We start from the raw sequence: 24,857 nt of genomic DNA on the forward strand, positions 1-24,857 counted from the left end.
GGTTAAGGTGAAGTAGCTATTGAATTATGTTAGAATTTATGACATAATTTAAGTCGTAGAACGATATTAATTCCTATTACATGACAATTTGTGTTAGATAATAGGTTGGGGGCTGCTGACATGAAGAAGAAACTTGTACTAGTAGGTAACGGAATGGCGGGGGTTAGTTGTATCGAACAATTGCTGAAGCTTGCTCCGAACCGTTACGACATTACGATATTCGGCAGCGAGCCGCATCCTAACTATAACCGCATTTTGTTATCCTCCGTACTCGCGGGCGATGCCGATATGAAGGACATCGTCATTAACGATTGGTCATGGTACGAGGAAAATCATATTACGCTGCATACCGGGCAAACGGTAACCCATATCGACAAAGATCGGAAGCTGGTCCGCACGGACGGTGGAATTAGCGTTCCTTACGACGAGCTGATCATCGCGACGGGCTCATTGCCGTTTATGCTCCCGCTTCCGGGCGCGGACAAGGAAGGCGTGATCGCCTTCCGCGACATTAAAGACTGCGAAACCATGATAGCTACGGCTAAAAAATATAAAAAAGCGATCGTCATCGGAGGAGGGCTGCTTGGCTTGGAAGCGGCTCGCGGATTGCTTAACCTCAACATGGAAGTATCCGTCGTCCATATCCATCCTTATTTAATGGATCGACAATTGGACCAACCGGCGTCCTTGATGCTGCAACGCGAGCTAGAGGGGCAAGGAATGAAGTTCCTGCTCTCCAAGAACACGGAATCGATTCTCGGCAGGAAGCGCGTTACGGGCTTGCGATTTACGGACGGCTCGGAAGAGGCGGCGGATCTGGTCGTCATGGCGGTCGGCATTCGGCCGAATGCCGCGCTGGCCAAGACCAGCGGGATCGAGTGCAATCGCGGAATCGTCGCTAACGACTTTATGGAAACGGACGTTCCGAATATTTACTCCATCGGAGAGTGCGCGGAACATCGCGGGATTTCGTACGGCTTGGTCGCTCCTCTGTATGAACAGGGGGCTGTCCTTGCGAAACGTCTAGCCGGCGTGGACACGCAAGGGTACCAAGGCTCGGTCGTCTCGACCAAGCTCAAGGTGTCGGGAGTTAACGTATTCTCGGCGGGGCAATTCAAAGACAGCTCGGATACGCGCGCCGTACGGCTCCAGGACGAACTGGACGGCGTCTATAAGAAAGTCGTGATCCGGGACGGCAAGGTCATCGGGGCCGTACTGTTCGGGGACACGGCAGACGGGTCGCGATTGTTCGCGATGATCCGCAGCGGAGAGGACGTAACGGGCAAAGAGAAGGAAGTGCTTCTCGGAGCGAGCGCCGGCGGTTCCGCGAAGTCGGGCGTAGACCTTGTAGCGGCGATGAGCGACGACGAAATCGTCTGCGGCTGCAACGGGGTCAGCAAAGCCGGCATCGTGCAAGCGATCAAGGAAAAAGGCTGCACAAGCGTCAACGAAATCAAGGCGTGCACGAAAGCTTCCGGTTCTTGCGGCGGCTGTAAGCCGCTCGTAGCCGACGTGCTCGCTTACGTGCTTGGCGCTGACGGCGTGACAAGCGTTAAAGAAGGCATTTGCGGTTGTACGGCATTGGGACGCGATGAAGTAGTCGAGGCCATTAAAAGGTTGCATTTGACGACCTCCAAGGAAGTCATGAACGTTCTGGAATGGAACAATCCCGAAGGGTGCTCCAAGTGCCGGCCGGCCGTCAACTACTACCTCGGCATGGTATGGCCGGAGGAGCATGAGGACGAGAGAGAGTCGAGATTCGTTAACGAGCGCAATCACGCGAATATCCAGAAGGACGGCACGTACTCCGTCGTGCCTAGGATGTACGGCGGCGTGACGACGCCTAAGGATTTGATGAAAATCGCGGAAATCGCGGATAAATACGAAGTTCCGCTTGTGAAGATGACCGGCGGGCAACGAATCGATTTGCTTGGAGTCAAGAAGGAGCACCTGCCGGCGATGTGGGCGGATTTGGATATGCCTTCGGGTTACGCGTACGGTAAATCCCTCCGCACCGTGAAGACTTGCGTCGGCTCCACGTTCTGCAGGTTCGGAACCCAAGACGCGATGGGCATGGGGATCAAGCTGGAGAAGAAATTCGAACGATTGAATACGCCGGCTAAAGTCAAAATGGCCGTATCCGGATGCCCGAGGAATTGCGCGGAAGCGACGATTAAAGATTTCGGCATTATCGCGATCGACGGCGGCTGGGAGTTGCATGTCGGAGGTAACGGAGGAACGAAGCTGCGGGGAACGGACCTCCTCTGCAAAGTCAAAACGGAAGAAGAAGTTCTTGAATGGTCCGGCGCATATCTCCAATATTATCGGGAAACGGGCAAATATAACGAACGGACTGCCGAGTGGCTAGAACGTCTCGGCTTGGATACGATCAAAGCGGCGTTGGAAAAGCCAGAGGATCGGATCGCCTTGAACGAACGAATCGATAAGACGTTAGGGCTCATGAAAGACCCTTGGAAAGAAATCATCGAAGAGAAGAAGCTGAACGAAACCTTCGTACCTTTAACTTAATCGTTCGTATGACGGTTACCAGAGAGACAAAGAAGTCTCCTATGGAATCGAATAGCCAGCATATCGGCTAATGAATGAGACAACGGAGTCTCTAAGCAGTGCTAGGACTTCGTTGTCTCATTTTGATTCGTAAGGAGCTGTAACATGGTCAAATCAACCTCTACGCAAATACTCGTCTTTTCCACCCTCGCCATGACGGCATCCTTTATGATCTGGAGCTTGTTCGCGCCTCTTGCAGGAAGCATCCAAGAAATGCTTCATCTGTCGACGCTTCAGAAGAGCGTGTTGATAGCAACCCCCGTCTTGCTCGGATCGATAATGCGAATCCCAATGGGAATATATACAGACCGCTTAGGCGGCAGAAAAATGTTCGTAGGAACGATGCTGTTTCTGGTGCTTCCTCTTCTGGCGGCGGGATGGGTCAAAAGCTATCCTCTTTTGCTGCTATGCGCTTTATTCATCGGGATGGCCGGTACAACGTTCGCGATATCCTTAACCTATGTTTCCAGGTGGTTTTCCGCGGACAAACAGGGTTTCGTGTTAGGTCTCGCGGGACTCGGCAATCTCGGAACGGCCGCTTCCAGCTATCTGATGCCCGTTATATACGGTAAGTTCGGCTATCAATGGGTGTTCTGGAGCATGGCTTGCATGATCGTCGTTACGGCCCTCGTATTCTGGTTCGGAACATCGGAATTGCCGAAGCCCAGCCAAGCCAAAACCTTCAAACAAGCGATGTCCGTAGTCAAGGAGAAGCCGACCCGGTATTTATCCTTGTTCTATTTTCTAACCTTCGGGGGCTTTGTGGCCTTTAGCGTCTACTTACCGACTTTGCTGAAAGAGCTGTTCGATAGAAGCACGGAGGATGCGGGCATTCAGACGGCCGCATTCGTGCTTCTGGCGACTTTGATTCGACCGCTCGGCGGCTATTTGGCGGACAAAATCGGATCGCAGAAAGTATTGGACGCCGTTTTTGCGGGAATTGCGGTCGCGGCGCTGCTGATCGCGGTTTCCGTTCATCATGACGTGCCCTTCATGATCGTGTGCTTGTTTCTCGGGGGGTTATTGGGTATAGGGAACGGTGCCGTGTTCAAAATGGTTCCCGAGGTTTCTACCGGGAATACGGGCGCGGTTACGGGAATCGTAGGCGCTGCCGGGGGCGTCGGCGGATTTTTTCCTCCGATCGTCTTGGGAATCGTTCAGCAGCAGACGGGCGGTTTTGCCTTAGGGTTCGTGTTCATGGCTATTTTCGCGGGAGTCTGCTTATGGGGCAATCGGGTTACGCGTGCGATGCAGGCATCTAAGCGGATGGCCGTAACGAGCTAGAAGCGGTCGGCGCAGGGAGAACTTAGTTTCGAGGGAAGCGGGAATGGATCCGGGGAGGGCGTAGGCTTATGGGAAAACAAAAACTGGTGCTGATCGGCAACGGGATGGCTGGAGTCAGGTGTATCGAGGAGATTATTAAGCAGGAGCCGGATGCTTTCGAAATTACGATTTTCGGCGGCGAACCTCATCCGAACTATAACCGAATCATGCTTTCCAAGGTGCTGCAGGGCGATACGCAGATTAAAGATATAACGATCAATGATTGGCAGTGGTACAAAGACAATGGAATTACGCTCTACACGGGCGATCCGGTCGTTCAGATCCATACGGGCGAACGCGTCGTTACTAGCAGCAAGGGGGTAACCGCGCGGTACGATAAGCTTATTCTGGCTACCGGTTCTTTGCCTTTCATGCTTCCGTTGCCGGGGGCGGACTTGCCGGGAGTGACCGCGTTCCGCGATATTAACGATTGCAATACGATGCTGGAAGCATCGCGTAAATATAAGAAAGCTATCGTCATCGGCGGCGGGCTGCTCGGGATCGAGGCTGCGCGGGGGTTGCTTAATCTCGGAATGGAAGTCGACGTCGTGCACATCTACCACCACATCATGGAACGGCAATTGGATGCGGACGCGGCGGAGATGCTCAAGAAGGATCTGGAGAAGCAAGGGATGAAATTCCTGCTGGGCAAGCACACGGAGAAAATTTTAGGCAAAAAAAGAGTGGAAGGCTTGCAGTTCAAAGACGGTACGAAGGCGCTGGCGGATCTGATCGTCATTGCCGTCGGCGTTCGGCCGAATATTAAGCTGGCTGCGGAAAGCGGCATTGAAGTTAACCGGGCGATCGTCGTCAATGACCGAATGGAAACGAATATCCCCAACGTCTATGCTGTCGGAGAATGCGCGGAGCACCGCGGGATGGTATACGGATTGGTTGCGCCTCTCTATGAGCAAGGGAAAGTGCTCGCGAAAACGATCTGCGGAACCGAGACGGAGGGTTATCAGGGCTCCATTCTGTATTCGCAGCTAAAAGTGTCCGGAGTGGAAGTGTTCTCTGCAGGCGAGATCCGGGATTCCGAAGTGGAAGCTACGTTCAAAATACACGACGGCATTCGCAACAAGTATAAGAAGGTAACCGTCCGGGACAATCGCGTCGTTGGCGCGGTATTGTTCGGAGACAGCAGCGAAGGCAACAAGCTTCTCGGATATATCAAGCAGGGCGCGGACGTCTCGGTATTGGATCAACAAGCAGGAGGCGGGGCGGATGCGGAGGATGAAGCGATATGCGCCATGTCCGACAAGGAAACGGTGTGTTCCTGCAACGGCGTAACGAAAGGGGCGATCGTGTCGGCGATTCGCGGCGACAAGCTCGAAACCTTCGAGGAAGTCAGGGAATGCACGAGGGCATCCAGCTCCTGCGGCGGTTGTAAACCTCTCGTGTCCGCTATTCTTCGGGTAACGTTAGCGAGCGGCGAGGAAGGCGAGGTAGAGAAGAAGACGATTTGCGCGTGCGCGGACTACAGTCACGACGAGCTGAAGGAAGCTATCGGACGGCAACGGTTCGGCACGGCTGAAGAAGCGCGTAGACTGCTTGGGTGGAAGGAGGAAGCGGGCTGCTCTGCGTGCCGTCCTGTAATGAGCTACTATTTGGGCGCTTTGAACGGCGATTCCGATCAATTTGCGGTTGCGCCGTTCGCCGATGGAACGTATTCCATCGTACCCCGATTGCATGGGGGGCTGGCCAAGGCAGCGCAATTGCGGCAGATCGCGAGCGTTATGGATAAATACGAAGTTCCGCAAGCGAAGCTCGGGCATGACCGGCTTGAGCTGTTCGGGATTTCCGATGACAAGCTGGCGGAAGCGGTATCGGAACTGGCCATGCCCGTAGCTTTGGCAAGCTACGGGCATCCCGTGACGGTAACCTCTTGCGAAGGAATGAAATACGATCCGCTCGCTTTGCGGGATTCGATCGGCATGGCGATCGCTCTGGAACGGCGGTTAGAAGGCTTGCAGATGCCTGCTCCGTTAACGATCGCCGTATCCGGGAGCCCGTTGCATCGCGCGGGGACGCTTGCCAAGGACATCGGCATCGTCGGAGTTCCCGGGGGCTGGGAAATCTACGTCGGAGGCAACGCGGGACGATCGCTTCGTCAGGCACAGCTGCTCAGTATCGAGACGATGGACCGGGCGGCGCTGGAACTGGCGGCGGCGTTCCTGCAAGCCTACCGCGAACTAGCCTATTACGGCGAAACGACATGGGATTGGATTGATCGGGCAGGGCTCGTGGCGCTGAGGGAAAGATTGTTCAACCGGGCGGAACGCGCCGGATTCATGGAGCGATTGGATTCGGACAGGGAAATCAGCTTATCCAGATCAATACAACGGCGGCCGGCGGCTGCCTGGGGGCGGGTGAATTAAATGGAGAGCAACGTTAAAGCGCTTGAGCCGCAAGGGACGTCGGTATTCGATACGCAGTGTCCATTCTGCAGCGTTCAGTGCAAAATGCAAGTAGTCGAGGAAAGGAATCGCGCGCAAGTAAGCTATACGGTTATCCCGAAGCCGAACGCCGCATCGGAAGGCCGCCTGTGCATCAAAGGCATGAACGCTTATCAGCATGCTTTGACCGCCGAGCGCATTCTGCATCCGATGGCGAAGGTAGACGGACAGTTCGTGCAAATCTCCTGGGAAGAAGCCTACCGGCGGATCATTCATAAATTCACGGAGCTTCGCAACCGTTACAGCTACGATTCGATCGGAGTTTACGGAGGCGGATCTTTAACGAACGAGACGGCTTACTTGCTCGGTAAATTTGCAAGGGTTGCCTTGCAAACCAAATATATCGATTACAACGGCCGATTTTGCATGTCCGCGGCCGCTTCCGCGGGCAACAAAACGTTCGGCATGGACCGCGGCTTGACGAATCCGCTGTCCGACATTCCTCTGGCCAAATGCATCATCCTCGCCGGAACGAATATCGCGGAATGCCAGCCTACGTTGATGCCGTATTTCACCAGGGCGAAGGAGAACGGGGCGTACGTCATCGTCATCGATCCTCGGGAGACGGGAACGACGGCGATCGCCGATTTGCATTTGAAGGTCATGCCGGGAATGGACGCCGCGCTTGCGAACGGCTTGCAGAAAGTTCTGCTCGAGGAAGGGTTGCTGGATAAGGAGTTTCTGTCCGATCGCACGGCAGGGTTCGAGAAGCTGAAATCCCACTTGCAGCAATTGGATCTTAACGAGATTGCGGAATTAACGGGCGTATCCGTCGAAGACATCCGCAAAGCTGCCATTGCGTATGGTAAGGCGGCAACCGGAATGGTATTCACGGCACGTGGGGTCGAGCAGCAGACGGACGGCTATATGGCGGTAAGAAGCTTCTTGAATCTCGTGCTGATGACCGGCAAGATCGGCAAGCCCGGATCGGGTTACGGGGCGGTAACGGGCCAAGGCAACGGGCAAGGCGGCAGAGAACATGGGCAGAAAGCCGATCAACTGCCGGGTTATCGAATGATCGACAATCCGGAACATCGGGCCTACGTGGCCGGAGTGTGGGGGATCGATCCGAGTACTTTGCCCGGGAAGGGCGTCTCTGCGTACGAGATGATGGAGAAGGTTCACGCCGAAGAGATTCGCGCGCTGATCATAATGGGATCCAACCCTATCGTGTCCAACCCGAACGCTAACTTCGTGGAAGAAGGGTTGAAGAAGCTGGATTATCTCGTCGTCGCGGATATGTTCCTATCGGAAACGGCGCAGTTGGCCGATCTTATTCTTCCCGTCTCCGCGTACATCGAGAATGAAGGAACGCTGACGAATATGGAAGGCCGCGTTCTATTGCGGGAAGCTAATCGTCCGGTGCCAGGGGAAGCTAAACATGATTGGCAAATTCTATGCGACATCGCGGAAGGGTTGGGGAAAGGGGAATACTTCGGCTTCCGTTCCGCGGAGTCGATCTTTAACGAACTGCGCTTAGCAAGCAAAGGCGGCATTGCCGATTATTACGGCATTACCTACGATCGGCTTCGCGAAGAAGAAGGCGTCTACTGGCCTTGTCCGTCTGCGGCGCATAAGAGTACGGGGCGCATATTCGAGGCCGAATTCGCGCATCCGGGCGGCAAGGCGGAAATCGTAAGCGTGGATAATCATTTGCCGGATGAACCGACGGACGAGCAATATCCGCTCATTCTGACGACGGGGCGCGCGCTGACTCATTATTTAACGGGCGTGCAGACGCGCAGAAGCCATTCCCTCGCCGCAAGGGATTTCGAATCCTATATGGAAATTCATCCCCGCACGGCCCGGAAGCAAGGGATTAAAGACGCCTCCTTGGTTCGGTTGCAATCGAGAAGGGGAGATATCGTCGTCCGCAGCCGATATCGGGCCGACATTCGGGAGGATACCGTGTTCGTGCCGATGCACTGGGGAGATATTCAGAACGTGAACAAGATCACGAATCCCGCTTTGGATCCGACCTGCCGCATGCCGGGCTTCAAGTCTTGCGCGGTTAACGTTGTATCGCTTTTCCCGCAATGAACTCATAAACGCCATTAAATCAAGAAACTCGACCCGGTCGAGTTTTTTTGCGTTTTTATTCCATGACCGCCTTGATGACTGCGGTAACTGGTCATATTACGTGACGGAGATATACGATAAACGGAGAGTTGAAACCTATCTACGCCGGAAGAGGGAGAGAGCTTAATGGGCAATGCGTACGACATCATTGTGGTTGGGGCAAGAGTAGCCGGCTCCACGTTAGCTTACTTATTGGCCAAGGAAGGATACAAGGTGCTTCTGCTGGATCGCGGAACGTTTCCGAGCGATACGCTGTCCACCCACAACATGTACAGCAATTCGTTAGGCATGCTTCGCGGGTTAGGCATATTGGATGCCGTGCTGGAGACGGCGACTCCGCTTTATCGCAGAGCGCGAGTGGACTTCGATGGAGCGATTATCGACGGGATTTTTCCGGAATCGGACGGTTTGCAGGGCTGTTTGTGCGTTCGTCGCAAATATTTGGACACGATCCTGTTCGACAATGCCAAAGCTGAGCCCGGGGTAACGGCGATCGAAGGCTTTCGCGTGACCTCGTTGATCGTAGAGAACGGAATCGTTAAGGGAGTAGAAGGGAAACGCAAGGATGGCGATGGAGAGGTCGAAAGGTTTACGGCTCATCTCGTCGCGGGCGCGGACGGCAGATTGTCCAAGGTCAGGGAATGGGCGGGAAGCGAGCGGAAAATCGTCGTGCCGACGGATTTCGCTTCTTATGTCGCTTACGTTACGAACTTCGAGCAAGCGGGGGAAATCCATGTCGAGTTTTACAAGAGCAAGGATAAGCTGGCGATCGTATTTCCGACGAGCGACAATCAATACGTGCTCGGAGTGATGTTCCCGCTTACCGACAACGCGTGGATGGCAAGATTCAAGGCTAGTCCGGAAGCAGGTATACGCGACCTCATCGACGAAGGATTCGCTCACACGACTTTAGCGGACCGGTTTAGGAAAGCCGAGTTTGCGCCATCGGAGTCCGTCAAGGGCCTGCACGGTTACGATAACGATTGGTTCGTCGGCATGGGCCGAGGCTGGGCGTTGCTTGGGGACGCGCTGTCGTTCAAGGATCCCGCGGTCGGCCAAGGAATGCACGACGCCTTATATGGAGCGCACATGCTGGCCGAAATCCTGTCGCAATACGCAGCTCAAGATTGGCAGGACAATTGGGAGTCAATGGGCGCGGTGTATCAATCGGCCATGGAAGCCAAACTCATGTCCCGCTTCTGGATGGGCTGCCAGTTTACGAAGAACGTGCCGGTTCCTCCGGAAGTGACGGCCGCGTACCATCTCGTAGGGCAAGATGCCCAAGCCACGGAAGTGTTCCTAGGCGTCTATAACTACGTGAGCGAACCGGAACATCTTCATGAAGAAATCGGAAGATTGATCAACCGGGTTGGATCGGCTTAACTCTCCTATTAACGAACAGCCCCGACTTTACGGTCGGGGCTGTCGTCATTATTGTTCAGTTCTTCTTGGCGATGGAGAAAATGACCGTCTTGCTGTCGGCATCGATTCGGATATCGACCGTATCCGTTCCGATCGTCACTTGCTTGGAGGAAACTTTCGTTCCGGCGTCCACATGGGTACAAACCTCGGTAAACCACTTGCGGAAGGTGGCGGCGTTATATCCGAACAAGTAGTTGGAGAAAGTCTCGACGACTTCCTCGTTACGAGCGAACGTTCCTTCGCGAAGCCGGATCGTAATTCCGTAGGTGTTGTATTGAGGATCCAGCCATAAGGCGGTTTCCGCCTGCTGCCCGGCTACTCCGGAGGCCGATGCCGTTAGATTGTCTTTTTCCTTCTGGTCCTTGTACAATCGCAACGTCGTGTCCAACAGTTCATGGTTGGCGCCCCTTAGTTGACCAGCCTGCTTCAGGACGTCGTAAGCGTCTCGCATTCTTTGGTCGGGGAACACGATCATTTTCGTTCCTCCGCCAACCGTAGGCACGGAGAGCTGCAGCCGATCCGCGGACGAGCTCGAGACGGCGATTCTTTCTTTTATGTTCTTGAGTCTGTTCAGAAGCACGAGCGATTGCGCTCGGGTCACTTTGTCGCCTACCCCGAAATAACCGTTCGGATAACCTTGCATGATCCCTTTGGCTAACGCTTCCGCTATGAATTTCTGTTCGCGCTCCGTTGCGCTTATGAGATCTCCGTACGATTGCGCGAGCTTCTGGCTGAATTGGCCATCCTCCAGAAATTCCGTTTCCTGCAACGTGTAGTAGATGACCTCCGCAACGTTCTCCCTGGTCATGTCGCTTTGGAAATCGCTGTAACGGCTTTTGTTCAAGAAGTGAAGATCGCTGGCGACGTCGATATATGGCTTAGCCCAGTATCCGACCGTGGCGGGTTTGAAGTCGTAGTAACGGTAGTCTTGCTTGAGGATCGTCTGATTCTCCGCGCTTAAGGATTGCAAGAACGCGGGGCTCCAGCTTCGTTCCCCGTTCTGATGAAGATCCGAGTAGGATAGGATGAGCATCTTGATGAATTGGTCCACTTTGACCGGTTGGTCCGGTTGGAAGCTTCCGTTCGGATAACCGTCCAGAATGCCTTTCGCGACCATCTCCGTTATCGTTTTCTCGGCCCAGTGGCCCTTGATGTCTTTGAAGGGTAGTTCTTGTTGTCCCTGCGCATATGCAGCGCTGCCCGTGCATAATACGGAAATCATTAAAGCGAATATCGTCCAACGACGCATGATAATCCTCCTGATCATGAATTGCCAAATGGTGGCTTTATAAGCTAATCATAATCGGGAAAGGTTCGAAACAGCCGGGATGACTAAAGAGCCGGGAGACGCGAGCGGTCTTTGGTTATATTTCCTCTAGGTCCGAAGTCATGCAACCCATCTGCGGCAAGATGTTGATAACGTTAAACATTTGCCGGGTTAAATGCCGATATATGAAGTACGAACCACTAAATGGGGGTGCTTCATATGACTAGGCCGACTATCTTCGTGTTAACCGGTACTAGCGGATCAGGCCGCAAAACCGTAGCCAGGAAGACGGGGGAGAAGCTCGGATGGGTACCGGTTCGGTCCTGCACGACCCGTGCGCCGCGCAATCCCGAGCAGCCGGATGGAGACTATAAATATATTAGCCGCGAGAAATTCGACGAGTGGGAGCAATCGGGGAAATTCGTGCAAACCGCGACCATCGATAAGAACAAATACGGGATATTGCTTAGCGATCTGGAAGCGGCGATGAAGGATGATCGCGGCGTATGCCTTATTCTGAACCGGGATGGTGCGTCGGCCGTTAAAGAACGATTCGGGGACAAGGTCGTACGGATCTTCATCTACGTGGACAAACAAACGGTTCGCGAACGGCTCGAGAGCAAAGGCACCCGGTACGACGTCATCGAGAACTACCTGGAGCATTATACGGAGGAAGTTACTTATCGCAAATCATGCGAGCATGTTTTCGAGAACGTAGAATTAAACCGGACGATAGAGCACATTTGCGAAGCGATGAAAACGTACGGGGGTTAACGGAGATGCGTAAATGAATCAAGCCTTCTTCTTGCGAAAAAGCGAGACTAAGTAAAGCAACAGCAACGGAAGAACGGCGCAAGTTATTCCCCACATCGGATGAATGCCGGATACGATAAAATTCCAATAGGCCTCGCCGCGAATTCCTACGGATATCGCAATGACCGAGCATAGCAGGGCGAGCGGGAAAGTAAGCTGTCGATTGTCTTGCGGTACGCCCAATATTTGGTTAAGCGTGAGATGGGCGCAGAAAAAGACGATGGCCGCTTTCATGAAGGAAGCTACGATCATGGAATAACCCATAAGCGCCTCGAAACGTTGGAAGATTTCCGTCACCTCGATCGTACGGGCTACCTCGAACATGGAGTATTTGCGTTCTCCCGCGAGCGGTCCGAACGTCATCAAGGTTATTAGCGTGACGATCAGCAATGACGCGGAGTTCAGGAGAAGCGCCAGCGCCATTTTGCGGCCCGTACGATCGTTCGGTTTCCGCTTAACGTAAGGAAGAATCATGCTGAACAGGACGATCTCGCCATAAGGAAAGCCGAACGTGAAGTATATTCCGTGCAACAGCGGCTTCATCCCTTCGTTGACGACGGGCAGTAGAAAATGCCAATTGAGATTAAGCGAAGAAAGCGAAATGTTGAATACGACGAAAATCATGACGCTCGCCATCAACAATCCGAACATCCCCGCGATTTGCCCTAAGCCCGCCCGAACGGTAAGGGCTACGGCCATGATTATAAGGATAATAAAAACCGTATGTTCGGTATTTCGCATCATGGAGCTTTTGAGGAACAACGCGATATCCATGGTAATCCCGGCGATCATCTCAAGCTGAAGGGACAAAAATAACAAACCGAGCACGATCGCCAGGGGTCTGCCGATCAACTTCGAGGCGTACTGGACATAAGTCATGTCGGGATAGCGGTCGGCCAGCCATACGATGGGATAAAGCAGCATTAAGCCGAGCGCGGTCGAGGCGAGAAGGCTGATCCACGCGCCCGCATGGCTGAACGATATGAGAGGAGCCGGGATGTTGATGATGGAAGAGCCCGTCATGAAAGTGAACAGCAATACCGCGCCTTGATTGGGGGTGAGCGCGTTTCTCATTCGGGGTCATCCCTTCGGATTGAGATAGGACAATAGCGCCTTCACGACTCCGCCGAAGATAAAAGTCGCCGTATCGAGATAGGAGTAAGAGCGAAGTTTACCGCTATAGACAAGCAAGTGATAAACCGATAAACCCAACAAAGCCGCATAAACGGCCTTAATCCGCCACCGGGCGGCGTTTAGTTTATCGTAGAACCAATCATGCACGAGAAAGGCGATCCATATCGCCCCTAACAAGAAATACATCATTTAGAATCACCTATCCGAGTATACAGGTTTGCCGATATTCGTACCGGTGGATACGAGAATGACTTCGGCATGCATTTCGTAACCGGAACTCGCGAACCTCGCCGGCCAATCCGCTTTCCATTGTTTCCACAACCTCGGATTTTTCTCGTACACGATGTTCCCCGCCCCAACGAGATCGATATGCTTGTCCAACATCCATTCGATACTCTCGGTCATGTTTTTAACAATCGTATCCCTTACTCTTTTTTGCACGATAAGATCGTCTTGAGGCATGAGCGCCTTCCCGCATATGAGCTCGGAAGCGGCCACGAAAGATTTGTTTCTGAATACGAGAAGAGGGCGGTCGCCGTCGATTCTCACTTTCATAGAAGTTTCCGTGTGCAGCACTTCGAAAGCGTCCTCTTGAAGAAGACGACTGCCGGTTGAACCGCCGGCGCAGGGGACTTCGAGAATTCCGGATTTATACCGGCTCTGCAGCAACTGGACTCCTTCGGTAAGCGAGGCGGGGATAATCTCTTTGATCCGGCCGTCAACGAGAACGGCCGATCCGGCGACGTTAGTAGCGGGCACTTTTTCGTTCTCGGTTTTCTCCTTGTACAGATAAGGGAGCAAGGCGACGGCGGATTGGCTTCTGGCTTGCAACGCCAGTTCGAGCAAGTTGATTCTCGCCGTTTTGCCCGCGAACTCATGAGAAGCTTTCTCGCCCAAGAAATATTGCTGGCTAATGGAATTCTCGATGTACGGCGACGAATTCAAGTAATCGAATGCTTTGCCTCTCGTAATGAGCACGTGGGAGGTCAAACGCGGTTCATGATCCCGATAGAAAAAATCGAGAAGGCGAAGCAAAGGGACTTTGCGAGCGAGAGCCTCGCTGATCAATATGACTCTCATATGGCTCCACTGGGCTTTGCGCCCTAAGTGGATCGTAATGTCCCGTATCGCTTCGATGACCGATTGGTCTTTCGTATGGATGTTAATGTAGGCTTTACCCGTCTTTCCTTTTCCCGTTACGGATTGCGAAGGCTTGAAAATCTGGACGGATAAGTCGATGTTGTCTTGGCCCGAATCATCCATTGCGATTCCCATGACGAATCCCTTCTCGGGAAGCTCGGCGCGATCTCCGCAAGCGGTTAAGAATAAGCTGACCAGGGACAGCAGGAGAATAGCCGGGGCGACTATTCTTAGAATAAAACCGTGACGCATGAGATCTTCTCCTCGTTGGCCTCGAATGCCTCGATTGCCCAAGCTTAGGTCGATCGGGGAGGTTTCGTTCGGCGGATAAGCCCGGACAGCCTCTTCCGAATGAGAGTATCGCGGAATTGCCGGGCATTCCAAGGGGCGATCGGCGTAAGATATGGAACTTTTAGAGATGTTAAGGTAACGAGATGAAGCCAAATGAACAAGTAGCCTAGTAAAATGCCGAACCCTCCGAGCATCGCGGCCAATGCCATTAACGGAAACTGCAACAGCCGCAAAGCGATGGAAAGGTTGTACTGCGGTAAGGAGAAAGAGGCGATTCCGGTTAGAGCGACCACGACGACCATAATCGGAGAGGCGATGCCTGCATTGATGGCGGCTTCGCCGATGACTAGGGCGCCTACGATGCTTACCGCCGAACCGACGGGCCTTGGAAGACGTATTCCCGCTTCTTTAAGCAATTCGAAGAAGAATACCATGATGACGGCTTCGATGAAGGCGCCGAACGGAATTCCTTCGCGGGAATCGATGATCGCCAACAACAGGACGGTGGGAATCAACTCGGTATGGAAGGTCGAGATAGCTATGTATAAGCTTGGAAGTGATACCGCCATCAGCAGAGCGATCATTCTGAGCCAACGGATGAAGTTGGACACAAGTACTCTCTGATAATAGTCCTCGCTGGATTGAAGGAGCTCGAAGAACAGTCCGGGACAGATCAGGATAGAACCCGATCCTTCGGCCAATACGATAATTTTCCCGTTGAGCAAAGCCGCCGCCGCGACGTCGGTTCTTTCCGTATAGCGGAATTGGGGGAAGGGGGAATAGGGAGAATCCTCGATCAATTCTTCGATATAGGACGTATCCAAGATTTCACCGGGATTGACCATGTCGATGCGCGATTTGAATTCCGCTAGCAATGCGGGTTCTACTACTCCTTCCAAGTATCCGTAGCTGATAGTCGTATTCGATAGTCCTCCGGCTTTAAGGGATTCGAACTTCAACGCCGGGTTTTTTACGCGCATGCGGATCATTCCGATGTTTTTCTGCACGTTCTCGATCGTGCCTCGCGAGGTCCCTGCACGACCGGTTCCGTCTCCGGCTCCGTAACCTGGCGGGATTCCAGGCCGTTCGCTTCGTAGCTTATCGCTTTATCCCAACCGTCGAGAAAAATAACGACGCAGCCATTGAGGATGCATTGGTCAATGTCCGACCACTTGCTCTCAACGGTCGCCGATTCGGAGGAAGCGCCGCGAGAGTCGAAAAAATGGATGAGCATTTCCGGGGTTACATGCGTTCCGGGGCCGACGAAATGTTCAGTCAAGTCCTGCATGGAACGTTTCATATAATTAATCTTCTTATTTTGGATGATCGTGCGGAAATAAACCGAAACCGCCGAATTTCTCATGCCGGGACCGTACTGCCAATGCGCGTATTCGAGATCGCTGCACGACTTAAAGGTATCTTGCAGCCTTTGAAGGTTCGTTTGCAGATGATTGGATAGATGATCCGCTCTCATGAAGGGCAACTCCCTGCGATAGGATAATTGGCTTATGTAAAGTTTTCCATCATCGTAGCGTTTTTATGCAATTTCCTCAGGAGGCGTTAGGCAAGCGCAAAAAAACCGGCTGGATGGCCAGCCGGTTATAAGTATGCGATTAAGCGGTCCGCTCTGCTACGGCCGCCTCGATTTCCAGCTTCATAACCGCGCGTTCCTCGTCTTTGAGGATCGGACAGTTGTAACATTTTGTTCCATCTTCTCGTTTATAGTACATACAGCATGCCGAGCGCATCATGATTTGGCCGCCGGGCTCGTAAGGGCTATCTAGATAGCACGGCGTGTGCACGAACGGGTTTTTCCTCCGGTTGAAGATTTCCCCGGGCATGCGGGATAGCAGCGTAAAATCGTCGTCGACGAGCTGCCGTACAGCTCCTTCCGGAATCGTCTTCCGTATGTAATCCATTAAATGTGCGGATCGAGCGCCGTATTGGTTCCAGATAATGGCGGGCTTCAGTCCAGCCGCGGCTGCTGCCGTCTCGATGAGCGGGTTCATCGTTTCCGCGAAGTAACGGGACCATTCCGCGACGATCGCCGCTTCCCGGTTAGCGTCCGGCAAGTCGGTCCAACGCAACTCCGTGATTTGGAATACGACATGGGCATGGTCATCGTGGGTTTCTAATTGGATGGTTAAGTTGTCAAGAGACAGGTCCAAGATCCTATTGTACTGGGACATGACGATTTGCTTGGTGGCCGCAAGCCCGAAGAAGGCTAGCCCGATGTAAGAGGCGGCAAGCTCCAGTCCGATTCCCTTAACGAGCGCCGAGCCTTGCCGCAAAACTTCTTTCATGTTCTCATGTTGAAGAAGGTCGGCAAGCGGCAAGGACAGGATCGGATTGTCCGACCCGTTGGTCGAGATATGAAAATACTCTTCGAACAACTTCAGATCCACTGTAGCTTCACCCGCTTTTGATTATGATAATCATTATCATACAATCATAGCTCCTGGCGGCTATTTTTGTCAAACCGATGAATGTGCCTAAAGCTTATGTAAAAAAGTGACATCATGTAAGGACGAACCTATGGCGAAAGAGTATAATAAGGGGGCTGAACAGAAAGGGTGGAGGAAGTTGTCAGGTTTGCGAAATAAGCTTTCGCCGCTAAACGCGGTCGTATGGACGCAATTTTTAAGCGCGTTCGCGGATAACTTGAATTTTTTTCTGATCGTAGGATTGGTCAAGAGGGAAGGCGTGTCCGATCCGGACGGAATGGTCACATATATTCAGATGGCGGTTCTTGTTGCCTATGTCGTGCTGGCTCCTATCGTAGGCGCTTTCGCGGACAAAAAAGCCAAGTCGCACGTGTTGTTGCTCGGCAACGTGCTGAAAGCGACGGGGATTATGCTGCTATTAGTCGGCGTACCTCCCGCGATCTGCTACTTTTTCGTCGGGGTCGGCGCGGTCGTCTATTCCCCGGGAAAATACGGCATACTATCGGAATTAACGAACAACGAACGAGATCTCCTAAAGGCAAACGCGCAAGTGGAGGGATCGACGATCCTGGCGATTCTGCTCGGGACCGTTGCCGGCGGATTCCTCGCGGCAAGCTCCGACCTGCCGGCCATTCTCGTCTGCCTCTTCATTTATTTGCTGTCGCTCAGCATGACGTTCCTTATCCCGGCAAGGGAGGGAAATTCAAATATACGTTATAGCCAGGCCGCGGGACAATTTTTCCGCGACGTACACAAGCTGTTCCGCAATCGCAGAAGCCGGTTCTCGTTAATCGGCACGGGGGCTTTCTGGTTGACGGCATCGGTATTGCGCATTGCTCTTATAGCGTGGCTTCCGTTGAATTTAGGAATCGAGGATACGGACCAACAATCGATGATCATCGGAGTGACGGCACTCGGGGTCGTAGCCAGCGCGTTCCTGACGTCTAAGCTGGTGCCGGAGGGCAGGCTTTATCGGGGATATTATTATGGGATCGCCATGGTTGCCGCCGTCATGGCCGTTAATTTCACGAATGAGCTATGGCTGACGGCAACGCTGCTGTTCATTACCGGGGTCATGGGCGGAATTTTCCTTATCCCGTTGAATACGATGCTGCAAGAGGAAGGGAAAACCGCCATTGGCTCGGGGAGAACGATAGCGGTGCAAAACTTCGTTGAGAACAGTTTGACCGTTGTAGGTCTGTTCCTGTACCTTACGCTTCGGGAGATGGACGTGCCCGTCAATCATTCCGTAATCGGAATCGGCGCGGTGTTGACTTTGTTTTTCATTTACTTGGCTTTCCAGATCGGCGCGATCAAGGCGAGCTATTCCCGCAAGGAAATGAGATGAACGAGCTGAGGGTTGGCCGTGACTTTGATGACCGCATGGCCGGAGTCGTACTCCGCGGTTCCCGTGCCGACCTCGGCGGAAGCTTCGGTTCCGAGCACGTAGAACAGATCGTCGGCTAACGTGCGGATGCACACTTCGCGCTCGTCTTTGGAAAGGCTCTCCCAATCGTCCGCCTCCATCTCGAATGCTTCATAAAATTGCGGTACCGTGGAGATGGCGCGGGACAAGTCGTCGAGAATATGATCATATGCTCTAGTATAGGAGATGGCCATAGGGATACCCCTTTCAAGTTTTGTTTCATTATACGCGAGACTTTATTCTTTAGCCAACCTTTAGGTCGCCTTCCTTGATGTAACACTTTAACACTGTGTTTACATTCGTTATAATAAATGAGGTTGTGGAGGTGAATAGCATGAAATCATTAAGGCTAGGGACATGGTTATCCAAGCCCTTCGTCTTTTTCACCATCTTGATGGTCATCAAGATTTATTTGGCGAGAATCGTCATTTTCGATAGTTCGTCCGCATGGCTTCAACTTGCGACGGGGATTCCATCGGTCTGGGTGCTATTCTGCCTGATCGAATGGTTGGCGCCGCGGAGGAAACTGGGCGTCTATATCGCGGTCAACCTCCTATTGACGACTATCTTTTTCGCGGTCATCATGTATTACAAATATTTCGGAGTTATCGTCACCTACCATGCCCTGCAGCAAGTAAACCAAGTAACGGAAGTGAAAGGCAGCGTATTCTCTCTGCTTCACCCTTACTTCTTGTTTATTTATACGGACGTGGTAGTGTTCCTCTTGTTGTATATGAGCCGCCGATTCCGGGAATGGGGCAAGTCGTTGGCGGTTCGCGAGTCGAAATGGTTGATTACTTCCCTATTCTCGCTGTCGTTGGCCGCATCCGTAACGACTGTATGGTTGCACCAAGACAGCATTAACGAGCTTAAGCAAGCAGAGAACATGGGTATATTGAATTACGAGGCCTATGCGGTATTCGCTAGCGCGACGCAGGAAGTCGAAGATCCGAGCAATGTCACGGAAGAGGCGATCGCCAATCTGAAAGCTTGGCAACCGCCTGCATCGCCACTCTATTGGGGGGAGGCTCAAGGGAAAAACGTAATTATTCTGCAGTTGGAAGCGGCCCAGAATTTCTTGCTTGATCTGAAGATTGACGGACGGGAAGTCACGCCAGTCATGAACAAGCTAATGAAAGAGCACTTCTATTTCCCTCACTTCTACCAACAAGTAGGACAAGGCAATACTTCGGATGCCGAATTCGTCGTGAACACTTCCTTCTACATTCCCCAACACGGAGCGGCAGCTCAGGACTATGGGGACCGGGCGCTTCCGAGCATGCCTAAAGTGTTAAAGGAACACGGGTACCAGACGGCGACGTTCCATACGAACGACGTGCAATTCTGGAACCGCAAGGAGCTTTACAAAGCAATCGGGTTCGATCGGTATTACGACGCCGAATTTTTTGGCGGCGACGACATGGTATTCTTCGGACCGTCCGATGAAGTATTGTATGACAAGACGGCGGATGAATTGCTGAAGATGAGCCAAACCGGCAAACCGTTCTATTCGCAGATCATCTCGATGTCTTCTCATCATCCGTTTAATATTCCGGAACGCAAAGTGCATTTCCAACTGCCGAAGAGATATGAGAACACGCTCGTGGGCGATTATATCCAAGCCCAGAACTATACGGATTACGCTCTCGGAAAGTTCATCGACAAGCTGAAGGAGAACGGTCTGTGGGACAAATCGGTATTGGTCATTTACGGAGATCATCTTGGCTTGCCGATCTATTCCCTAAGCGATCACGAGATGAATCTCATGAAGGAAATTTACGGCCGCGAATATCGATATTCGGAAATGCTGAACATTCCTCTGATGGTCATTGCTCCCGGAGTCACCAAGCCGCAAAGGCTGGAGCAAACCGGCGGACAAGTCGATATTATGCCGACATTAGCTAATTTGCTTGGCGTTTCCTTGGAAGGGCACATCCATTTCGGACAGGATCTGTTGAATACGACGCATAATTTGCTGCCGCAACGCTATTATTTACCTTCGGGCTCATTCGTGAACGACAAAGGAATATTCGTGCCGGGACTCAATTACGAAGACGGAATAAGTTACGTTTACGATGGCGGAAAGTCGAGCGAGACCGATTCTACGGAAGATGAATATAATCGTGCGTTGGACCTTTTGCGGTTATCGGACAGCTATGTGAGCCATTTGCCGAAGCATGAATGATCGATTGGCATTATAGATATTTAGAGGGGGTCAGGTAGTGGCATTAAAAAAGATAGAATGGAAAAAGTACACTCCGCTGCTATTAATGTTGGTGTTTCCCGTTCTTGGTTGGATGTACGCTTTGACCAACAATATCGACAATCAGGAAGTGTACAGGTTAACGACGAGCGTAGACGAGGCTATCCCGTTCATTAAGTACTTCTCGTTGCCGTATTCGATCTGGATTTTCTATATTTACGTTTGTTTGTTCTATTTCTTCAAGAAAGACATTAACGTATATTATCGTTCGCTTATGACTTACGTCGTGTGCGCTTTGCTGTGTTATTTGATTTACTCCGTATTTCAAACGACTGTAGATCGTCCGATGATCGTAGGCAGCGATCCGTTCTCCGAGTTGATGAGATATATTTATAATCGGGATCAGCCCTTTAACTGCTTCCCGAGCATTCATTGTTTCTCGAGCTACATGGTGATGAGAGCGATCTGGACCAGCAACTTCCGCAACAAGTGGAACGTTACGCTGATCACAGGCATGTCGAGCATTATTATTATGTCCACTTTATTCGTAAAGCAACACGTGATCATGGACGCTTTGGCCGGATTTTTCTTGGTTGAGGTAGTAACCGCGGTAATCATCCTGTTCGAACGCAGGCTGCGCGTTACTCGCGAACGCCAGAAGAGCACTTTCGGGGCCTAATTCATAGCGCAATAAAAAAAGCTGATCGTCATGGCAGAACGATTACTTCGCCGTGACGATCAGCTTTTCGCGTTTTATCGGGAACAGGTCATCGTAAACCGGCACAAGCGCCGCAAATGCTGCTTGATCTGCTCAATGGAGTAGCCCTTCTCGTTCTTGATGTGGAAGTAGCCGACAGGCGACATCGAACAGATGATGAAGTGAGCGGCCAATTCGGCATCGACCGGCTCGGAGTCGGAGTCCGTTCGGATGATTTCGGCCAACAGCTCGGATATCCGGTCCCTGAAGAAATGGTATGTGGGCGTATGGAAAAAGTTTCCTCGTTCGTCGTTGCAATTCATCTTCGATTCCATCGCCATCATTAACCCGGAGATGAGCCCCGACTTCTCTTCGATGGCATCTACCCAGTGATCGATAATTCCGCCTAGGCGTTCAGCCGCTGGGGCCTGTTTATTTTCCTCTAAATAAGCGCGAATCATTTCCACCAACTGATTGCTGTAATCATCGAGTATATCTAAGCATAGATCCCCTTTATGGGCATATCTTCGATAAAGCGTTGCTTGTCCTACGCCTGCCGTCTTGGCGATCTGATGCATGCTAACGGGTTGAACGCCATGCTCGTTAAAGAGATCATGGGCGGTCTGAAGAATCAATTGGCGGTTTTCTACAGCGTCTCTACGTTCCCGACGAATGGACACAGAATCGCCCCCTCGTTTCACTGAAATTTTACGTTCCACTTGTTGACAACCGGACAATTGTCCGGTAACATCGAGATTAAACGGACAATTGTCCGGTATCAATGCGGGTTACCGTTCGTAGCGTCCATATGTGTCTATTGTACCGCCAAGGCATGGTACGGTCAATGGAACGAGAGAGACAGCGCGGAGGAGGATCCTTACTTTAGGATAGGAGGAAACACATGTCTTCGAAAGCAGCACCTGCAACAACGGAAGCCCCGTTCTCGATGAAGACGATTCTAGGGCCGTTGATTGCGATTGTCGTCGGTATTTTCATGGTTATATTGGATGGTACGGCCGTTAACGTCGCGCTTCCCAAGCTACAAGAAGAATTCGAATTGTTGAACCTGTCGTTAGTCCAATGGACGGTTATCGGTTATGCGTTAGCCCAAGCGGCGGTCATTCCTCTAGCCGGATGGCTATCGGATCGGTTCGGCGCCAAGAAAGTATTCCTGATCTCGGTCGGGTTGTTCACGATCGGATCGTTGCTCTGCGCGTTAGCTAACAGCGTGGAGACGCTGATCGCGTTCCGTATCGTTCAAGGTTTAGGCGGAGGCGTAGTCGTGCCTATCGCTATGGCGTTCATTTACCGCTTGTCTCCTCCAGGCAAAGTCGGTGCCGTTATGGGCATGATGGGGATCCCGATTCTGCTCGGTCCGGCGCTTGGTCCGGTAGTCGCGGGATGGTTCGTCGAGTATCATAGCTGGCAATGGATTTTCCTGATCAATATCCCGATCGGCATCATCGGCGTTGTTCTTGGCATTCGTACGTTGCCTAACATTCAACGCCAGACGGTTGCGGCATTGGATGGATTTGGAATGATCTTGGGACCATTGGCATTTGCCGCGTTAGTATTCGGCGTATCGCATGGCGGTATCGATCCGATCACGGGGGAATCCACATGGTTGGATTGGGAAACGTTGGTCGGATCCGGAGTAGGCCTCGCGGCGTTGATTCTATTCGTTATCGTGGAGCTTAATCGCCGGAACCCGCTTCTCGAGCTTCGGGTATTCCGTTCGGGCAACTTCACGAAAGGGATTATCGTGCAATGGATCTCGCAGATCGCCATGTTCGGTACGATGTTCCTCGTTCCGCTGTTTCTGCAACAAGCAAAGGGTTATAGCCCGCTTGAAACCGGTTTGATCATGTTGCCTCAAGCTCTGGCTTCCGGTTTGTTCATGCCGATCGGCGGTAAATTGTCCGATAAATTCGGTGCTCGTCCTCTGGTTATCGCAGGGATGGCTCTGACGACGGTTGCGGCTTTGCTGCTGTCCAACATTTCCGGAGATTCCGGCATCGGCGCGGTTATGCTGCCGCTTGGACTGCTTGGCGCGGGAATGGGATTGTTCATGATGCCGCTCAATAACCATTTGATCCAATCCGCTCCGCAGAACTTGGTAGGACGCGTAACTTCGCTTACCAATGCGGCGCAACAAGTCATGATGTCGTTCGCGGTCGCGATCCTCATGACGATCTCCACGACTAAGATGCAGAATTTGATGATCGAGCAGGGCAAACAACAGCCTGACGTGCATCTGTATGCATCGTCGTTCGGTTACACTTTCTTGATCTTGCTCGGAATCGCGGTCGTCGGAGGTCTTCTGGGGCTTATGCTTTCGAAGCCGAAGAGAGCCGAAGGCGAGTCCGCGGCGAACGCGGAAGTTCCGATCATGGTAGGTCATTAACAAGATAATGAGCAACGCAAAGGAGCTGACTCGAAAGGAGTCAGCTCTTTGTTTTATATCGATTATGCTTTTTACGGGCATGTATCTCCTTCCGGTTGCGTTGAAATCGTGAAATCTGATTCAATAAACCATTAGCAAAGTAATTTCACGATTTCAAAAGGCAAACGCTCCGCTCCTCCAGGAGATACATGCCCTCTTTTTCCATCGATTGAAGCCTATTTATTCTTTTCTAGTTAATCATGTAGAAGTCCGTGCCTTTAATGGCATCGAGATCCGCGCGATCGACCGCAATCTCCGTTACTTCTCCCTTATCGGTCAACTTTGCCGTATCGATTACTTCTTTTACGATCTCGGGCTCGTAGTGGGTAGGGCTCGCGATCTTAGGCTTGACTAGCTCAAGAGCCTTAAGCGTGCTTGCTGTAGAGGCGCTATATTCGCTTACGTTCGAGAATCTCGAGAGCATAATATCGATTTTGCCGAGTTTCTTAAGCTGATCGGGCGTCAGTTCATCCTGTCCCATATCTCCGAAATGGGCGATGCGCAAACCGTCGACTTCGAACACGTAGATGAAGTCGCTCGGCACTCCTTCGAAGTAGGTCGGGGTGTGGCTTGCCGGAATCGAAGTGACCGTAATATCTTTGACGGTGAAGGATTCTTCTTGGAACACCGATACTTTCGCTTCCGGCGAAGCGTTGATGAAGCTTTCGTCGAAATGATCGGGATGCTTATGGGTAACCGTAATAATGTCGGCTTTGAGAATTTTTTCTTTGTTGTATAGTCCGTAAGGATCGGCGATCGCGACCGTTCCGCTTTTGGAGACGATGGCATAAGAAGCGTGATACGCTCCGCTCTTATCCGAGGTGACGTTGCGGATTAACGTTTTGCCCGTCGTGTTGCTCAAGGTGTCGGCGTCGAACGTTAACTCGGGTTCCGGGCTTGCCGATGGAGCGGGTTCGGACGCTTGGGCGGGTTCAGGCGCCGCGCTAGCGGGCGCGGCAATGGTCGCGCTTGGCGAGCTTGCCGCTTGGGAGGCGGGACTTTCCGCCGAGTTGCCGCAAGCTTGGGCCAGCAACAGAAAAGGAATGCCGAGAAGCAACAATCGAGTTTTACCGAATCGCATGAATAAGACCCCCTATGAAGTGTCGCGCGTCTAGGCGCGGCTACGATTACTATCGTACTGAAGGGGGGAG

General features: G+C 52.2%; 18 protein-coding genes and 1 pseudogene. 10 read left to right on the forward strand and 9 right to left on the reverse strand.

What is annotated here, in order from left to right; translation table 11 throughout:
• Positions 1-120: 120 nt before the first annotated feature.
• The 5 genes from nirB (FPL14_RS18320) (at position 121) to FPL14_RS18340 (ending at position 9,809) form a co-directional block, all read left to right on the forward strand.
• Positions 121-2,529, forward strand: a complete 2,409-nt coding sequence (nirB, locus tag FPL14_RS18320; protein ID WP_182299135.1) for a nitrite reductase large subunit NirB — start codon at positions 121-123, stop codon at positions 2,527-2,529.
• A 144-nt stretch (positions 2,530-2,673) separates the two neighbouring features.
• Positions 2,674-3,852, forward strand: coding sequence for an MFS transporter (locus FPL14_RS18325; protein ID WP_182299136.1), 1,179 nt, complete (start codon positions 2,674-2,676; stop codon positions 3,850-3,852).
• 68 nt (positions 3,853-3,920) lie between these two features.
• Positions 3,921-6,269, forward strand: coding sequence for a nitrite reductase large subunit NirB (gene nirB / locus FPL14_RS18330; protein WP_182299137.1), 2,349 nt, complete (start codon positions 3,921-3,923; stop codon positions 6,267-6,269).
• Positions 6,270-8,387, forward strand: a complete 2,118-nt coding sequence (gene nasC / locus FPL14_RS18335; RefSeq protein ID WP_182299138.1) for an assimilatory nitrate reductase catalytic subunit NasC — start codon at positions 6,270-6,272, stop codon at positions 8,385-8,387.
• A 165-nt stretch (positions 8,388-8,552) separates the two neighbouring features.
• Positions 8,553-9,809 (forward strand): NAD(P)/FAD-dependent oxidoreductase, encoded by a 1,257-nt coding sequence (locus FPL14_RS18340; RefSeq protein WP_182299139.1) that lies wholly within the window; start codon positions 8,553-8,555, stop codon positions 9,807-9,809.
• 55 nt (positions 9,810-9,864) lie between these two features.
• Here FPL14_RS18340 and FPL14_RS18345 read toward each other — a convergent pair whose 3' ends face one another.
• On the reverse strand, positions 9,865-11,097 hold the full coding sequence (locus FPL14_RS18345; RefSeq protein WP_182299140.1) for an S-layer homology domain-containing protein: 1,233 nt from the start codon (positions 11,095-11,097) through the stop codon (positions 9,865-9,867).
• 237 nt (positions 11,098-11,334) lie between these two features.
• Here FPL14_RS18345 and FPL14_RS18350 point away from each other — a divergent pair, with 237 nt between their 5' ends.
• Entirely contained in the window at positions 11,335-11,889 is a 555-nt protein-coding gene (locus FPL14_RS18350; RefSeq protein ID WP_182299141.1) for a guanylate kinase, read from the forward strand.
• An 18-nt stretch (positions 11,890-11,907) separates the two neighbouring features.
• Here FPL14_RS18350 and FPL14_RS18355 read toward each other — a convergent pair whose 3' ends face one another.
• The 5 genes and pseudogenes from FPL14_RS18355 to FPL14_RS18375 all read right to left on the reverse strand — a co-directional run bounded on the left by FPL14_RS18355 (position 11,908) and on the right by FPL14_RS18375 (position 16,898).
• Complete coding sequence (locus FPL14_RS18355) at positions 11,908-13,002, reverse strand: GerAB/ArcD/ProY family transporter (protein ID WP_182299142.1); 1,095 nt, start codon at positions 13,000-13,002, stop codon at positions 11,908-11,910.
• Positions 13,003-13,008: 6 nt separating this feature from the next.
• Positions 13,009-13,251 (reverse strand): hypothetical protein, encoded by a 243-nt coding sequence (locus tag FPL14_RS18360; RefSeq protein ID WP_182299143.1) that lies wholly within the window; start codon positions 13,249-13,251, stop codon positions 13,009-13,011.
• A gap of 6 nt (positions 13,252-13,257) precedes the next feature.
• The gene (locus tag FPL14_RS18365; RefSeq protein WP_182299144.1) at positions 13,258-14,454 is read right to left on the reverse strand and encodes a Ger(x)C family spore germination protein; all 1,197 of its coding nucleotides are present in this window, start codon (positions 14,452-14,454) and stop codon (positions 13,258-13,260) included.
• 44 nt (positions 14,455-14,498) lie between these two features.
• Positions 14,499-15,967: pseudogene (locus FPL14_RS18370) on the reverse strand (spore germination protein).
• Between the two features lie 139 nt (positions 15,968-16,106).
• On the reverse strand, positions 16,107-16,898 hold the full coding sequence (locus tag FPL14_RS18375) for a (2Fe-2S)-binding protein (RefSeq protein WP_182299145.1): 792 nt from the start codon (positions 16,896-16,898) through the stop codon (positions 16,107-16,109).
• A 187-nt stretch (positions 16,899-17,085) separates the two neighbouring features.
• Between FPL14_RS18375 and lplT the strand changes: the two genes are divergently transcribed.
• On the forward strand, positions 17,086-18,285 hold the full coding sequence (gene lplT, locus FPL14_RS18380; protein ID WP_182299146.1) for a lysophospholipid transporter LplT: 1,200 nt from the start codon (positions 17,086-17,088) through the stop codon (positions 18,283-18,285).
• Here lplT and FPL14_RS18385 read toward each other — a convergent pair.
• Positions 18,261-18,557, reverse strand: a complete 297-nt coding sequence (locus tag FPL14_RS18385) for a hypothetical protein (RefSeq protein WP_182299147.1) — start codon at positions 18,555-18,557, stop codon at positions 18,261-18,263. The two genes, lplT and FPL14_RS18385, sit on opposite strands and share 25 nt — an antisense overlap.
• 140 nt (positions 18,558-18,697) lie before the next feature.
• On the opposite strand from FPL14_RS18385, the gene FPL14_RS18390 reads away from it, so the two are divergent.
• Both FPL14_RS18390 and FPL14_RS18395 read left to right on the forward strand, forming a co-directional pair.
• Positions 18,698-20,548 (forward strand): LTA synthase family protein, encoded by a 1,851-nt coding sequence (locus FPL14_RS18390; RefSeq protein ID WP_182299148.1) that lies wholly within the window; start codon positions 18,698-18,700, stop codon positions 20,546-20,548.
• A 37-nt stretch (positions 20,549-20,585) separates the two neighbouring features.
• The gene (locus FPL14_RS18395) at positions 20,586-21,245 is read left to right on the forward strand and encodes a phosphatase PAP2 family protein (RefSeq protein WP_182299149.1); all 660 of its coding nucleotides are present in this window, start codon (positions 20,586-20,588) and stop codon (positions 21,243-21,245) included.
• 74 nt (positions 21,246-21,319) lie between these two features.
• Here the strand turns inward: FPL14_RS18395 and FPL14_RS18400 are convergent, their stop codons facing one another.
• Positions 21,320-21,943, reverse strand: a complete 624-nt coding sequence (locus FPL14_RS18400) for a TetR/AcrR family transcriptional regulator (RefSeq protein ID WP_182299150.1) — start codon at positions 21,941-21,943, stop codon at positions 21,320-21,322.
• Positions 21,944-22,164: 221 nt separating this feature from the next.
• Between FPL14_RS18400 and FPL14_RS18405 the strand changes: the two genes are divergently transcribed.
• Complete coding sequence (locus tag FPL14_RS18405) at positions 22,165-23,667, forward strand: MDR family MFS transporter (protein WP_182299151.1); 1,503 nt, start codon at positions 22,165-22,167, stop codon at positions 23,665-23,667.
• Between the two features lie 229 nt (positions 23,668-23,896).
• Here the strand turns inward: FPL14_RS18405 and FPL14_RS18410 are convergent, their stop codons facing one another.
• Positions 23,897-24,787: an MBL fold metallo-hydrolase gene (locus FPL14_RS18410; protein WP_182299152.1), complete on the reverse strand. Its 891-nt coding sequence runs from the start codon at positions 24,785-24,787 to the stop codon at positions 23,897-23,899.
• Positions 24,788-24,857: the final 70 nt, after the last annotated feature.

The organism is Cohnella cholangitidis (assembly GCF_014107495.1).
In the GTDB taxonomy this organism is placed as follows: domain Bacteria; phylum Bacillota; class Bacilli; order Paenibacillales; family Paenibacillaceae; genus Cohnella; species Cohnella cholangitidis.